General features: G+C 50.9%; 15 protein-coding genes. 6 read left to right on the forward strand and 9 right to left on the reverse strand.

Annotation, left to right across the window (positions count from 1 at the left end):
- Positions 1-51 precede the first annotated feature (51 nt).
- Both TK45_RS11735 and TK45_RS11740 read right to left on the reverse strand, forming a co-directional pair.
- Positions 52-510, reverse strand: a complete 459-nt coding sequence (locus TK45_RS11735) for a GNAT family N-acetyltransferase (protein WP_131259021.1) — start codon at positions 508-510, stop codon at positions 52-54.
- Positions 511-608: 98 nt separating this feature from the next.
- Positions 609-1427 (reverse strand): mechanosensitive ion channel family protein, encoded by an 819-nt coding sequence (locus TK45_RS11740; RefSeq protein ID WP_254426602.1) that lies wholly within the window; start codon positions 1425-1427, stop codon positions 609-611.
- A gap of 462 nt (positions 1428-1889) precedes the next feature.
- Between TK45_RS11740 and epd the strand changes: the two genes are divergently transcribed.
- The 6 genes from epd (at position 1890) to TK45_RS11770 (ending at position 7235) form a co-directional block, all read left to right on the forward strand.
- Positions 1890-2930, forward strand: coding sequence for an erythrose-4-phosphate dehydrogenase (gene epd / locus TK45_RS11745; protein ID WP_254426603.1), 1041 nt, complete (start codon positions 1890-1892; stop codon positions 2928-2930).
- 12 nt (positions 2931-2942) lie between these two features.
- Entirely contained in the window at positions 2943-4106 is a 1164-nt protein-coding gene (locus TK45_RS11750) for a phosphoglycerate kinase (RefSeq protein WP_131259022.1), read from the forward strand.
- A 128-nt stretch (positions 4107-4234) separates the two neighbouring features.
- Positions 4235-5131, forward strand: coding sequence for a fructose bisphosphate aldolase (locus TK45_RS11755; protein WP_131259023.1), 897 nt, complete (start codon positions 4235-4237; stop codon positions 5129-5131).
- 109 nt (positions 5132-5240) lie between these two features.
- Complete coding sequence (locus TK45_RS11760) at positions 5241-6017, forward strand: EAL domain-containing protein (RefSeq protein WP_131259024.1); 777 nt, start codon at positions 5241-5243, stop codon at positions 6015-6017.
- A gap of 1 nt (position 6018) precedes the next feature.
- Positions 6019-6411 (forward strand): DUF3224 domain-containing protein, encoded by a 393-nt coding sequence (locus tag TK45_RS11765; RefSeq protein WP_254426604.1) that lies wholly within the window; start codon positions 6019-6021, stop codon positions 6409-6411.
- 101 nt (positions 6412-6512) lie between these two features.
- A complete protein-coding gene (locus TK45_RS11770; protein ID WP_131259026.1) occupies positions 6513-7235 on the forward strand; it encodes a YebC/PmpR family DNA-binding transcriptional regulator in 723 nt (240 codons plus the stop codon).
- Positions 7236-7306: 71 nt separating this feature from the next.
- Here the strand turns inward: TK45_RS11770 and TK45_RS11775 are convergent, their stop codons facing one another.
- The 7 genes from TK45_RS11775 to TK45_RS11805 form a co-directional block, all read right to left on the reverse strand.
- Positions 7307-8284 carry a PA2778 family cysteine peptidase gene (locus TK45_RS11775; protein WP_131259027.1) on the reverse strand — a complete coding sequence of 326 codons (978 nt, stop codon included), beginning with the start codon at positions 8282-8284 and terminating at the stop codon, positions 7307-7309.
- Positions 8284-8664 (reverse strand): PA2779 family protein, encoded by a 381-nt coding sequence (locus tag TK45_RS11780; protein WP_131259028.1) that lies wholly within the window; start codon positions 8662-8664, stop codon positions 8284-8286. The genes TK45_RS11775 and TK45_RS11780 overlap by 1 nt, the downstream gene beginning before the upstream one ends.
- 174 nt (positions 8665-8838) lie before the next feature.
- Positions 8839-10053, reverse strand: a complete 1215-nt coding sequence (locus TK45_RS11785; protein WP_131259029.1) for a type III PLP-dependent enzyme — start codon at positions 10051-10053, stop codon at positions 8839-8841.
- 265 nt (positions 10054-10318) lie between these two features.
- Positions 10319-11236 (reverse strand): zinc metalloprotease, encoded by a 918-nt coding sequence (locus TK45_RS11790; protein ID WP_131259030.1) that lies wholly within the window; start codon positions 11234-11236, stop codon positions 10319-10321.
- Positions 11237-11503: 267 nt separating this feature from the next.
- Complete coding sequence (locus tag TK45_RS11795; RefSeq protein ID WP_131259031.1) at positions 11504-12079, reverse strand: thymidine kinase; 576 nt, start codon at positions 12077-12079, stop codon at positions 11504-11506.
- A 91-nt stretch (positions 12080-12170) separates the two neighbouring features.
- Entirely contained in the window at positions 12171-13016 is an 846-nt protein-coding gene (gene fghA, locus TK45_RS11800) for an S-formylglutathione hydrolase (RefSeq protein WP_131259032.1), read from the reverse strand.
- Entirely contained in the window at positions 13016-14158 is a 1143-nt protein-coding gene (locus TK45_RS11805; protein WP_131259033.1) for an S-(hydroxymethyl)glutathione dehydrogenase/class III alcohol dehydrogenase, read from the reverse strand. Before TK45_RS11805 ends, fghA begins: the two co-directional genes overlap by 1 nt.
- Positions 14159-14215 lie beyond the last annotated feature (57 nt).

Genomic DNA, 14215 nt, shown 5'->3' on the forward strand with positions numbered 1-14215 from the left:
CCATGCAGTTTATTGCCTTGAATACTAGTGCAGAAGGCTGGAACAAGCTAACTAAATCAATAACTTGGACATAAAAACGCTATTTGGATCCGGTTTGTATTGGGCAAATGGTGCGCACTCGCTAAACCCCATGCGCAAATAAAAACGCCGTGCCGGGGCGAAAAATGCCATGCTGCCGGTTTCCAGCCACAACGCACGAATGCCTGCATCTCTGGCATGTTGTTCGAGAACGGCAAGTAAACTGGCGCTAAGCCCCATGCCGCGCCATTGTGGTGCGACGCGCATGGACTTGATTTCACCGTCGCTGTGACCCAGTCGCTTCAGGGCGATACAGCCGGCTATCTGGTTTTCAGACCGTGCGGACCAGAACTTAATGTCAGGCTGACGCAAGGCATCAAGATCCAAAGCATGTTTACTTTCCGGGGGAGAGGTTGCGCGCATGTCGGCCAGATGGGCCTGTAAAAAGTCGGCAATATCCTCTGTGCATAAATCATCCAGTTTGATATGCATGGTGTACTCCCATGAGTGAAAAACAACTATAAGCAAAAGCTATACCTGCGTGGCAATAAAAAAGCCGGCAAATGCCGGCTTTTATCTGCAGTAAATGCTTATTCTGGCTTGTGCACATGTACATCCATTTGTGGGAAGGGGATAACAATGCCTTCTTCATCAAAACGCAGTTTAACTTTTTCCTGCATATCCCAGAAAACAGCCCAGTAATCGGGGGAATTCACCCAGGGACGACACACAAAGTTAACGCTGGAGTCTGCCAGTGCAGCGACTGCCACGACCGGGGCTGGATCTTTCAGGATGCGTTCATCGGCGCCCATCATCTCTTCCAAAATGGCTTTGGCTTTGCGTAAGTCACTGTCATAACTGATGCCGAAGGTCATATCCACCCGGCGCGTCGGCTTCGCGGAGTAATTGGTAATATTGCCACCATAGATACTGCCATTGGGCACAATCACCGACTTGTTGTCACCGGTCTTGATTTGGGTGGTAAAGATACTGATCCCTTCGACCACCCCGGTTGCGCCGCCGGCTTCAATGAAATCTCCCGCACGGAATGGCTTAAACACCAGCAGCATCACGCCGGCAGCGAAGTTCTGCAGTGAACCTTGCAATGACAAACCAATTGCCAAACCAGCCGCACCCAATAACGCCACCAGAGAGGTGGTATCGACGCCCAACTCATTTAACGAGGCGACGATCACAAACAGCATCAACACCGAATTGGCGATGGCTTTAATAAAGCTCACCAGCATGGTGTCGTATTTGGCTTTTTCCAACAGCGTGCCAAGCACTCTGATCAGCACACCCACAACAATTTTACCGACGATATAAATCAGCAATGCCATGCCGATATTGATGGCCCACGGAATGATGTAGGTATCCATCATTTCCTGCATATTGATATTTTCTAACATGATGATTGGCTCCTGATTGTGATTATGAATTCCGTCTACAACGGCGTTGCGGAACTTGGTGATGCCCACTATCGCGCAAAAAAGCAACAGTGAAAACTACTAATTGTCTGATGCAGTGAGGATTTTTTAACCCGGGCTGCACTGCCATGGTGCCCATTGCCCGAAGTTGGGTCGCGCGATGTTTATTATCTCATGCATAGAAATATAACACATTGAAAAATATGATTTTTATTCTTGGTGTCAATCTTGCTGTAGTTATCAGGCAACGTCCCATGTCGTTGCTGTTTGTTAACCCGAACTGCTGTCATGCCGTTTCCATCCGGGCTGACCGCCTTACGCCGTGCCGCTCTGCCACTGGGGCTGCACGGCTTTTTTTCACCCATTAATCTCGGTGTTTGGCTTGCCGAACGGGGCGACAAACGGCAGAATAGCCGCTCAAAAATACGCCTTACAGGCTGAGCCTTGACGAATACCAGTACCCCACCTCTGCGCGTAGCCATAAATGGTTTTGGCCGAATCGGCCGCAGCGTGTTGCGCGCGTTATATGAAAGTGGCCGCCATCAACAGATTCAGGTGGTTGCCATCAATGAATTAGCCGAGCCTGTTGGCGTCGCGCATTTACTCAAATACGACACTACCCATGGTCGCTTTGCCTTTCCGGTTGCCCTCGAAGGTGATGTGCTGAAGGTGGCAGACGATGCCATTCAGTTAACCCGTTTTGCCGATATAGATCAGCTCAATTGGGGTGAGCTGGATGTGGATATCGTGCTGGAATGTACCGGCGCATTTTCATCCCGCGCAGACGGCGAAAAGCATCTGCGCCAAGGGGCGAAAAAGGTGTTATTTGCCCAGCCCGGCAGCGGGGATATGGACGCCACCGTGGTGTTTGGTGTCAATCATCAGCTACTCGGCCCGCAGCACCATGTGATTTCTAATGGTTCCTGCACCACCAACTGTATCGTGCCGGTGATTGAAGTACTGGATCGCCACTTTGGCGTCACCAGTGGCACTATCACTACCATTCATTCCTCAATGCACGATCAGCAGGTAATTGATGCGTATCATCCTGATTTGCGCCGTACCCGGGCAGCCAGTCAGTCCATTATTCCGGTGGATACCCGTCTGGCGCGCGGCATTGAGCGGATATTGCCCAAATTTGCCGGTAAGTTTGAAGCGATTGCGGTAAGGGTGCCAACCATCAACGTGACCGCGATGGATTTGAGCGTAACGGTAGACGCTCAGGTGAATATCGAGCGAGTTAACGCGGTACTAAAAGCCGCAAGCGAAGGCGAATTACAGGGGATCCTGGATTACACCGAGGAACCACTGGTGTCCTGTGATTTTAATCACGATCCGCATTCCAGCATCGTGGATGGCAGTCAAACCAGGGTAAGCCATAAACATTTGATTAAAACGCTGGTGTGGTGTGACAACGAGTGGGGGTTCGCCAATCGTATGTTGGATACCGCACAGGCGATGCAAGCATTAACTTTGAATCAGTAGAGAGGACGCACGATGGCAATTATACGCATGATGGATTTGGATCTGGCCGGGAAACGGGTATTGATTCGTGAAGATCTGAACGTACCGGTAAAAGACGGCAAAGTGACCTCTGATGCGCGGATCCGCGCTGCACTACCGACATTGCAGGCAGCAATCGACGCCGGTGCAAAAGTTATGGTGATGTCACACCTGGGCCGACCGGAAGAAGGTAAGCCTGAGGCAGAATTCTCCCTGCAACCTGTGGTGGCACATTTGCAGTCTCTGGTGGATTTTCCGGTCCGTCTGGTGAGCGATTATCTGGATGGTGTCGACGTGGCGGCCGGTGAACTGGTGGTGCTGGAAAACGTGCGCTTTAACCCGGGTGAGGGAAAAGACAATGAAACCCTTGCCCGTCAGTATGCGGCATTGTGTGATGTGTTTGTGATGGACGCATTTGGTACCGCGCACCGTGCGCAGGCCAGCACCCATGGGGTAGGGTTGTTTGCTCCGGTTGCCTGTGCTGGCCCATTGCTGGCCAATGAGTTAGACGCGTTAGGCAAGGCCCTGCATAACCCGGCGCGCCCGATGGTGGCCGTGGTAGGTGGCTCCAAAGTATCCACTAAGCTGACCGTGCTGGAAGCCCTATCCAAAGTGTGCGATCAGTTGATTGTTGGTGGTGGTATTTCTAATACCTTTATTGCTGCGCGCGGCCACAATGTGGGCAAATCCCTATATGAAGCAGACCTGATCCCACAGGCTCAGCACCTGATGAATACCCTGGATATTCCGGAAGCCATCGATGTACGTGTTGCCACTGAGTTTTCTGAAACGGCGACGGCGACGGTCAAGAACCTGGATGAAGTGCAGGATCACGAGCAGATCCTCGATTATGGCCCGCAAACAGCGCAAAAGATGGCCGATGCCCTCAAAAACGCCAAAACCATTTTGTGGAACGGCCCATGCGGTGTGTTTGAGTTTGATAATTTCGCCAAAGGCACCGAAGTCGTGGCCCATGCCATCGCTGACAGTGAGGCGTTTTCGATTGCCGGTGGTGGCGATACGCTGGCGGCCATCGACAAATATGAATTAGCCGACAAGATTTCCTACATCTCTACCGGTGGTGGAGCATTTTTGGAATTCGTCGAAGGCAAAGTGTTACCGGCGGTTGCCATGCTGGAAAAACGCGGCAAAGCCTGAGGCTTGCCGTGACCTGACAGGGGTGACACACTAGCCCTGTCAACAATAAGAGGTCAAAAGACCCGCTGTACCCTACACATAAAAAACACTTACCGTGCAGGCGGTAAAATGAAGCAAAGGAGATATTTATGGCATCTGTTAATCAGGCCATGCTGGATAAAATGCGTAACCAGGGTGGATTTATCGCTGCGCTGGATCAAAGTGGTGGCAGTACCCCCAAAGCTCTGAAGCTTTACGGTGTAGACGAGTCTGCTTACGCAAACGATGCTGAAATGTTCGATATGGTTCATGCCATGCGTAGCCGTATCGTCAGCAGCCCGGCCTTTAGCGGTGAGCGTGTTATCGGCGCCATTCTTTTTGAAAATACCCTGGAACGTGAGTTTAACGGTAAACCCGCCGCGACCTACCTGTGGCAGGACAAACAAGTCGTTCCTTTCCTGAAAGTGGATAAAGGTCTGGCCGATGAACAAAATGGCGTACAGCTTATGAAGCCAATGCCAGAGCTTGATGCGTTATTAGCCAAGGCCAATGCGCAGAATGTGTTTGGTACTAAAATGCGTTCCGTGATTAAAGCGGCCAATGGCGTGGGTATCGAAGAAGTTGTTGCGCAACAGTTTGCGGTTGGCAAGCAAATTATCGCAGCGGGCTTAGTGCCGATCATTGAGCCGGAAGTTGATATTAATATTGCGGACAAAGCAGCGGCAGAAACCCTGTTAAAAGCGTCAATTCTTAAGCATTTGGATAGTCTGGATGACAGCCAGTTGGTAATGCTGAAATTAACCATTCCCAGTCACGCCAATTTTTACGCCGAACTGATTGCTCACCCGCGTGTAGTGCGCGTGGTGGCGTTGTCGGGTGGCTACAGCCGTGAAGTGGCGAATCAGAAGTTGGCAGAAAACAAAGGCATGATCGCCAGTTTCAGCCGAGCGTTAACTGAAGGCCTGTCTGCACAACAAAGCGATGCCGACTTTGACAGTACGTTGGATGCGACCATTGAGTCTATCTATCAGGCCTCCATTGCGTAATGCTTAGCCAGTTTTGAAAAAACCGCCGTCAGGCGGTTTTTTTTCAACTCGCACAAAATCTGTACGAAGTGGTAAGCTAATGAAATCCGGTGTGTTTATGAGCGACCCCATGAGTAAACCCAGCGATTTTCGTGAACTGTCCTGTGCCCAGTGTCGCAGCGGTGAGGCGTTGGGCTTTGCCATAAGCATGGCGTTTCAACCCATTGTCGATGCGGTAAATCAGCGTATCTTCGCCCAGGAAGCACTGGTGCGCGGGGTGAATGGGGAATCTGCTGGTCAGGTCATAGCGCAAATAAATGAACATAATCGTTATCGCTTCGATCAAACCTGCCGGGTTAAAGCCATCGAGCTGGCGAGTCAGTTCAGCGATAATTGCCTGTTAAATATTAATTTCATGCCAAACGCCATCTATCGGCCCGAGCTATGTATTCGCACTACGCTCAATGCCGCGCAGGAATACGGCTTCGATACCCGTCGCATTGTGTTTGAGTTTACTGAAACTGAACAGTTACGCGATGTGCAGCACATCAAGAACATTATTAACTCGTATCATGAGTTAGGTTTTAAAACTGCGCTGGATGATTTTGGTGCGGGTTATTCGGGCTTGAACCTACTGGCAGATATTCAGCCGGATATGATTAAGCTGGATATGGCCTTGATCCGCAACGTGCATCAGGACAAAAAACGCCAGGCTATTGTGCGCGCCTGTGTGGGACTATGTGAGCAAATCGATGCACAATTAATTGCCGAAGGCATTGAAACCTATGAAGAATATGCGTGTTTACGGGATAGTGGCATCGACCTGTTTCAGGGCTACTATTTTGCCAAACCCGCATTTGAGCAATTTCCATCACTAGATACCCGTTTGTTTAGCAGGGAGAGTTAATGTGAGCCAGATTAAGGGTGAATTCAAAGTAGAGTTGACGCCACTGGAGACCAATTTGCACTGCGAGGGCGGCATGCAAAGCGGGCGCATGGCGATTAGCAAAGTATTTTCCGGCGAACTGTCGGCCACCTCGAAAGGTGAAATGCTCAGTTGCATGACAGCGCAAAAAGGCTCTGCCGGGTATGTGGCAATAGAACAGGTTAGCGGCACGCTGGATGGGAAACAGGGCAGTTTCGTGTTGCAGCACTTTGGCTTGATGGATAAAGGCAATCAACGCCAGTTGTTGGAGGTGATCCCAGACTCGGGAACCGGAGAGCTGAAAAGCTTAAAAGGCCAGATGCGCATCGAAATCACCAATGGCAAACACTTTTATCAATTTAATTACACCCTGTAGCAGCCGAGATTCAGATTGGCAGTCATCAAAATTTGGTATCGGGCGATTAAATAGGTAAAATCTGCGCCCATTATTAGCGAGTGCAACAAGAGACGATAACGATGGGTCGAGCCTTCGAAGTACGCAAAGCATCCATGATGAAGACGGCGGGTGCAAAAACCAAAGTTTATTCCAAATACGGTAAAGAAATTTACGTGGTCGCCAAAAACGGCGGTCCAGACCCGGCGACCAACCAGTCACTCAAGCGTCTGATCGAAAAAGCCAAGAAAGACCAAGTGCCTGGCCACGTTATCGATAAAGCCATCGAAAAAGCTACTGGCGGTGCAGGGGAAGATTATTCACCGGCGCGTTACGAAGGCTTTGGTCCGGGTGGCTTTATGGTGATTGTTGACTGTCTGACCGACAATCCAAACCGTACCATCACCGACGTGCGTAACTGCTTTACCAAAACCGGTGCCAAAATTGGCGTGTCTGGCGCGGTATCACATATGTTCGAGCATCAGGCGATTTTCTCATTCGCCGGTGACGACGAAGATGCAATTCTGGAAATCCTGATGATGGCGGATGTGGATGTGACCGATGTGGAAGCAGAAGATGGCAACATTACTGTGTTCGCTCCGCACACCGAGTTTTTCGCGGTTAAGACGGCGCTGACAGAAGCCATGCCGGATATTGCGTTTGACGTGGAAGAGATTACTTTCGTACCGCAGACCGAACATGCCATCAATGCAGATGATATGCCAATGTACGACAAGTTTTTAGCCATGCTGGAAGATTGTGACGACGTGCAGAACGTGTATCACAATGCGGTAACGCCAGAATAATTGCTGCTCACGCGTGCAATGCCAAAAGCCCACTTTTCAGTGGGCTTTTTTGTTAGGGTTGTTTACGCAGATTAACCGCCGACCGCTTCTACGACTTTGCATTGGCTAGCTGCCGGGGATTGCAGAATTTCCTGCTGGGTGGTGATAAGATCGGTATTGTCAGGAAATTGTGCAAGGCCATCTGTAATGATATCAAGTGCGCTTTGCCTGCATCCTAACTCAGCCAGCACATAAGCATAATTGTTTACGTAAGCGGCTTGGTTTTTACCGGCCTGAAAGCCTTTGGCAAACCAGCTAGCGGCCACTGATGGCTCGCTGGCAATGTGGGCATTAGCGATAAAAAAGTATCCGCGCCAGTCATCCGGCCACAAAGTGGTGGCCTGTTGCATAAATGCCAGTCCTTCGTCCATGCTGGCGGCAGTCATCATGTCGTAAGCGGCACCGATATACACAAAGGGGTCAATCCCGTCACTACGGCTGGTTGTCTGTAGCGGTGCCAGTAGCCAGTGACCGCCACGTGCCCAGGTTTTTTCAAACAGAGCAAAGGACATCACATGATCAGGCGTTACTCCGGTATGTAAACGCAGGGTTTGTGCGTCGATGTCGTACCCTGTCACCAGCGCATAATGCCATTGTGGAAACCAGGGGATGGAGAGGTTTTGTAATACGATGACAGGAATATTGGCGCGCAATAGCTGTAATAAGGTCTGCAGATTGCCTGTTTCTGCATAGGGTAATAAACCATGTTGCCGGGTCGCGCTGATCATTTCTAACTGTAAGCTGCCCTCCCGCTCAGGAATAAATAACTTTGGCGCGATATCATCGGGTGAGTAGTTGTGCCCGTAAAAGTTAAATACCTCGGTTAAGGTGGTAGGGCCGCAGTAAAAATCCTGCTGTGGGTAAAAAGGTACCGATGCTATGTAGTGTTGTCTGGTATCCAGTGTATTTAGTAAAGGCGCAATTTGCTCGCTGGATAATCTCGATTGGCAGCCGCCAAGCAACAAAATGCCTGCTAATAAGCAGGCATAGTGAGATAGATAACGCACCATTAGCTATTGATCGGTCGGATAAAGGGGTACACGTCAGTAACGCCAACCAGATCGAGAATAGCAATAATCGCCAGCACGGTTAACACCGCTCCGACAATACCGCCTGCCGGGGCTGACTCTAACTCCTGATTCAGTTTGTTAATTTCTTCATCAGTTAACGCATTGATGCGTGCAATCGCGTCGGCACGATTGACGCCGAGACTAATCAATTTGGCATTGACGTCTGCTCTGTCAACCATAGCTATCAACTGTGCCTTGCCGTAAAAACTTTTCTGTTGTTGCATAACCACGTCAGACGATACCACGCCAGCGTGACAGGTGCCTGCCATGGCAGTCAGAGCCATCAGGCTGCCGCAGAGTAAAGAATTTAAACGCTTCATTACTTATCCTTTTGGTAGTTAGGAATAAAAATTTACTTACACAACAACAATATAGATCACTTTTCAGTGAATGCCGTGATTCATTTGAAAAGGTTAATAGGGGATATGCTGCAGGGGTAGCAAGGATAGGTGGCGCAAATAAAAAAGCCCTCGGCGGAGGGCTCTTGTATGTCATCAGGCGGACAGTGGTACCACGGCGCAGTCCTGATTGTGGGTTTGGTTGATCACCACAATGCTGGCTTTGCGGAAGAAATTAAATTCTGTGGCGGTAGCAGAGGTATACGCCCCCATCATCCGGCCGATAATCAAATCACCGTTGTGTAATTCTGGCAGCAGAATATTTTCTTCAATCACGTCTATGCTGTCGCAGGTTGGGCCTGCCAGCACACAAGGCTGACGCTCGCCGAAGAAATTCAGGCTATCAATTGGGTAATGGGTATGGTCAAACAAAATGCCACTGTATGAGCCATATACACCGTCATCCAGGTAATACCACCACTTGCCTTCGCGCTGCGCTTTGCCCATCACGGTTGCGACTGCGGTCATGGCCGGAGCGGCAATAAAACGTCCCGGCTCGGCGAGCAACCGTGTACCCGCAGGCAAGGTTGCCAGCGCGGCACGAATCGGTGCACAGAAGGTATCGATTGGTAATACCGGCTCGACATAGTCGACCGGGAACCCGCCACCGATATCGACGGTATTTAATGAGGGTAAACCCAATTCAGCGGCCTGACGGATAATCTCGCCACAGGCACGAATCGCTTCCACATGCTTACTCGGATCCAGTGCTTGCGAGCCCACATGGAAAGATAGCCCGGTCACGCAGATGCCCAGTTCAGCCGCTTGCGCGAGCAGCGATAATGCATCTTCCGGGCGACAGCCAAACTTTTTGGACAAATCCACCTTGGTGGCGAGACTGCGGAAACTCACGCGCAGTAACAGTTTGACCTGATCGCGATAAGGCACAAATTTCAGCAGTTCATCCTGGTTATCAAATACCAGGGTGTTACAACCAAAACCCAGCGCATGGCGAATATCGCTATCGCGTTTGATGGGATGGGTATGAATGGTATTGGTCGGTGCAACACCCAGTGACGCGACTAAATCCACTTCTCCATTGGTGGCTAAATCGAAACAGGCGCCTTCTTCCATCAGGGTAGTGACTACATCTGCATGGGGCAGGGGTTTGAGCGCATAGTGCAATTGCACACCGGGTAAGGCCTGCTGCAAAGCGCGGTATTGACGGCGGACTGCATTGCAATCGAGGATCAAGAGTGGTGAGCCATGGATGGCGACCAGACGTTTGATACGTTCGGCTTCGATCAGGCTGTCCTGATGATCCAGCGAATCAGCAGGGGTGTGAATAACTTCAAGCAGGTTTAGCTGCATAGCATCCTCAAATCGACTGCGGTTGGCAGTACAGTGGGTTAGCGAGCACTGAGAGAACATTACCCACTCAGTGGACAATCTATTCTGAATAGTTACTCGCCGGCGCTTTGAGGAGCCCAGACGCTGATTGGCTATCAGCAATTTGCGCGCATCTTATACTAAGCGCTAACAGTAGCAAGGGATTTTAATCGAACGATTAAGTGAAATTGGCTGGGTAAAAATTCGACAAAATAAAAAGGCTGCCGAAGCAGCCTTGTGGGTGTAATTACAATCCGCGGAAGGTTTGCGATTGTTGATCGGCACGCAGTGCCTGACCTTCGCTGAACTCGTACATACAGGCGTCGTCGGTATAGTCCATAAAGTTGTTGATAGGATCTAAACCGCTGGCATTTTTACCTGATGTACAGGAGTCGCGACCGACCGGGCAACCATATGCGGCGCTTTTCTCTGCAGGGGTATCGCTGACATAGTCACCGCTGCCGCCACAACCACCCTGGAAGGTGTGATACAGGCCAAGCCAGTGACCTACTTCGTGAGTACCGGTATCGCCTTCGTTGTATGGAGCGGCCGTGCCACCAGGCAGTGACGAGAACAGCACTACCACGCCATCGTTTTCCGGATTGGAGGCGTAGTCAGATGGGAAGGTCGCCCAACCCAGTAAACCGCCCCCCATATTGTTGGTATAGAAGTTCAAATCGCCGGCATCACCCTGACGCAGGGTAGATTTCATATCGCGCTCGGCTGCGCTGCCATAGCCTGCGGTATACCAGCTATTGTTGGCCGTGGTGGTAACCTGTACCAGATTAAAGGTAAACGGTGTGTTGGCATACGCTTCGTTCAATACTTGCATCTGGGCGTTGACGGTGCCCGATGACAGATTGCCGTTACCACTGCTATCGGTGATCACATGGAAATACACATCAACGACCACCGAGCCGTCCGGGCGTGGTTGGTTGCCGCCGCCATTTCCACCACCTGGCTTACCTTTTTGGTTGCCCTGTAACTGGCGGAAATAGGTTTCGCGCAACTCTGCCTGTTTAGCAGATGGGGTAGGTGTGCCGCAGCGTAAGAACTTGGCGTTGTCGTTGGCATGGGCAATGGCATGTTCATTAACAGCAACGGCATTGGTGGCCAGTGAGCCACCGGCTAACAGTAGAGATAGGGTAAGATGTTTTAACTTCATGGGTTGTTCCTGGAATCATTATTTTTAAACGTATCGCGGCGATAAAGGCATATGGTTTTAGTAGTGTGCCGGGCTGCCGCGTACAGACGGTATCGTCATGACGATACTCTGACTCTAACCCTATGTGATTAATTTTCAAGCAAAAACGAGGTGTTAATTAGGTTAAATTGCCGTGCATTTGAACTGATTTTTTCTACAACTCAACGCTGGCGCAGGATACAGAAGTGGTCGGAATAGTGGCATCGGATGATGCCACCTGATGAATTTTTACCAGACGAGATCGCGAAAATGTTTACGGCACATGGAGACATACTGGTCGTTGCCACCAATGGCGACCTGTTCGCCATCGCGCACTGCATTGCCGTTTTCATCCATGCGTACCACAAAATTGGCCTTGCGCCCGCAATGACAGACGGTTTTTAGCTCGACCATCTTGTCGCACCAGGCCAGCAGGTATTTGCTACCGCTAAAGGTTTCGCCGGTGAAGTCGGTTCGCAGGCCGTAAGCCAATACCGGGATATCCAGTTCATCCACCACCTGGGTCAGCTGCATGACCTGCTGTTTGGAAAGGAACTGCGCCTCATCAATAAACACGCAATCCAGTGGCTGCTGATTGTGCAGCTTATGCATTTCTTTAAACAGATTGGTTTCTTCATTGAACAGACTGGCTTCGGCCTTAAGACCAATGCGCGAGGCAATTAAGCCTTTACCAAAGCGGTCGTCCAGGGCGGCGGTGTACAGCGCCACATGCATACCGCGCTCACGGTAGTTATATGCAGACTGGAGTAAAGAGGTGGATTTGCCGGCATTCATTGCCGAATAGTAGAAGTAGAGCTGTGCCACAACGAGACTGCCTGTTGAGAAAAAACTGCGCCAATGGTTGCCGATTTAACCACAAAAAGAAAGGGCTAAATCGGCTCCCAAGCGGATTTGGCTAGCCTGGTTTGTGCAATGCCTGCGCATGGAACGCGATATGTGCATCAATAAAGCTGCTAATGAAATAGTAGCTATGGTCATAGCCATCATGGTACTGGATATCTGCTGCGACCTGTTGTTGCTGACACTGTTGCTCAAACGGTTTGGTCAGTTGTTGCGAGTCGAGAAAATTATCTGCCAGCCCCTGATCAATTTTGACCGGCAGCTTCAGCCCGTGCTTTTTCAATAACAAACACGCATCGAAATCAGCCCATTGAGCCTGATCGTCACCCAGGTACGCGTTAAACGCTTTTTGCCCCCAGGGGCAAGTAGTGGGGGAGACGATGGGCGCGAAGGCACTCACTGAGCAATAGTTTTGCGGGTGTTTAATCGCCAGCGTCAGCGCCCCATGACCGCCCATACTGTGGCCTGAAATAGATGCACGACCATTGGTATTAAATGCCTGGGTGATCAATGCCGGCAATTCTTCGACCACGTAATCTGCCATGCGATAGTGCGCTGACCACGGCGCCTGGGTGGCATTGAGATAGAACCCCGCACCTTTACCCAAATCGTAGGCGTCATCATCCGCCACGTCATCGCCACGCGGGCTGGTGTCCGGAATGACCAGAATAATGCCATGTTCAGCGGCGGCGCGCTGCGCCGCGGATTTTTGCGAAAAGTTCTCGTCAGTGCAGGTCAGGCCGGACAACCAGTACAACACCGGCAGGGCCTGATGCTCCGCCTGTGGCGGTAAGTACACTGAAAACTGCATCGTACAGTTCAGCACCGCCGACTGATGTTTGTACTGACGTTGCCAACCGTCATGCAGGCGGTGACTGGCGATAGGTTCAAGGTTGGTCATCAGAAGTGCACCACACTACGAATAGACTTACCTTCATGCATCAGGTCAAAGGCATGGTTAATATCCTCCAACCCCATGGTATGAGTAATAAAGGTATCCAACTCAAACTCGCCATCCAGATACCGCTGCACATATTCCGGCAGTTGCGAGCGGCCTTTTACGCCCCCAAACGCGGTACCACGCCATACCCGGCCCGTCACCAACTGGAATGGACGAGTCGAGATTTCCTGTCCTGCACCGGCTACGCCAATGATTACGGACTCGCCCCAGCCTTTGTGGCAGCATTCCAGCGCCGAGCGCATAACTTTGACATTACCAATACATTCAAAGGACCAGTCCACGCCGCCGTCGGTCATCTCAACAATCACCTCCTGAATCGGCTTGTCGTAGTCCGCTGGATTGATACAGTCGGTGGCACCCAGTTGTTTAGCGATAGTGAATTTATCTTCATTGATATCGATGGCAATAATCCGCCCGGCTTTTGCCATTACCGCACCCAAAATCACACTCAGGCCAATGCCACCGAGCCCGAACACGGCAACGGTATCGCCAGGCTGAACACGCGCCGCATTAGTTACCGCACCCATGCCAGTGGTGACGCCACAGCCCAGCAAACAGACCTTTTCCAGCGGAGCTTGCTTCGGAATTTTTGCCAGTGCGATGTCTGGCAAAACGGTGTATTCGGAGAAGGTCGAGGTACCCATATAGTGGTAGATGGTTTGCCCATCTTTACTGAAACGACTGGTGCCATCGGGCATCAGGCCTTTGCCCTGCGTGGTGCGGATCGCCTGGCATAAATTGGTTTTGCCCGATAAGCAAAACTTACACTGGCCACATTCCGGAGTGTAGAGCGGAATCACATGATCACCGACCGCCACAGAGGTGACACCTTCGCCCACCATTTCAACGATACCGCCACCTTCATGACCGAGGATGGCCGGAAACAATCCCTCCGGGTCATCGCCGGAAAGGGTGTAGGCATCGGTGTGACACACGCCGGTGGCGACGATGCGTACCAGCACTTCGCCTTTTTTCGGCAGCGCCAAATCGACTTCTTCAATGCTCAGTGGTGCGCCGGCTTTCCAGGCCACAGCCGCACGGGTTTTAATGGAGGTTTGGCCAAGTTGCAGTTCCAGTGGCATAGGGGATCCTTATGATAAGTAAAGTAATCAGCATAGCGTGCGATGAGCAACGCGCCG

Origin of the sequence: Bowmanella sp. JS7-9, from assembly GCF_004329715.1 — a bacterium.
Taxonomy (GTDB): domain Bacteria; phylum Pseudomonadota; class Gammaproteobacteria; order Enterobacterales; family Alteromonadaceae; genus Pseudobowmanella; species Pseudobowmanella zhangzhouensis.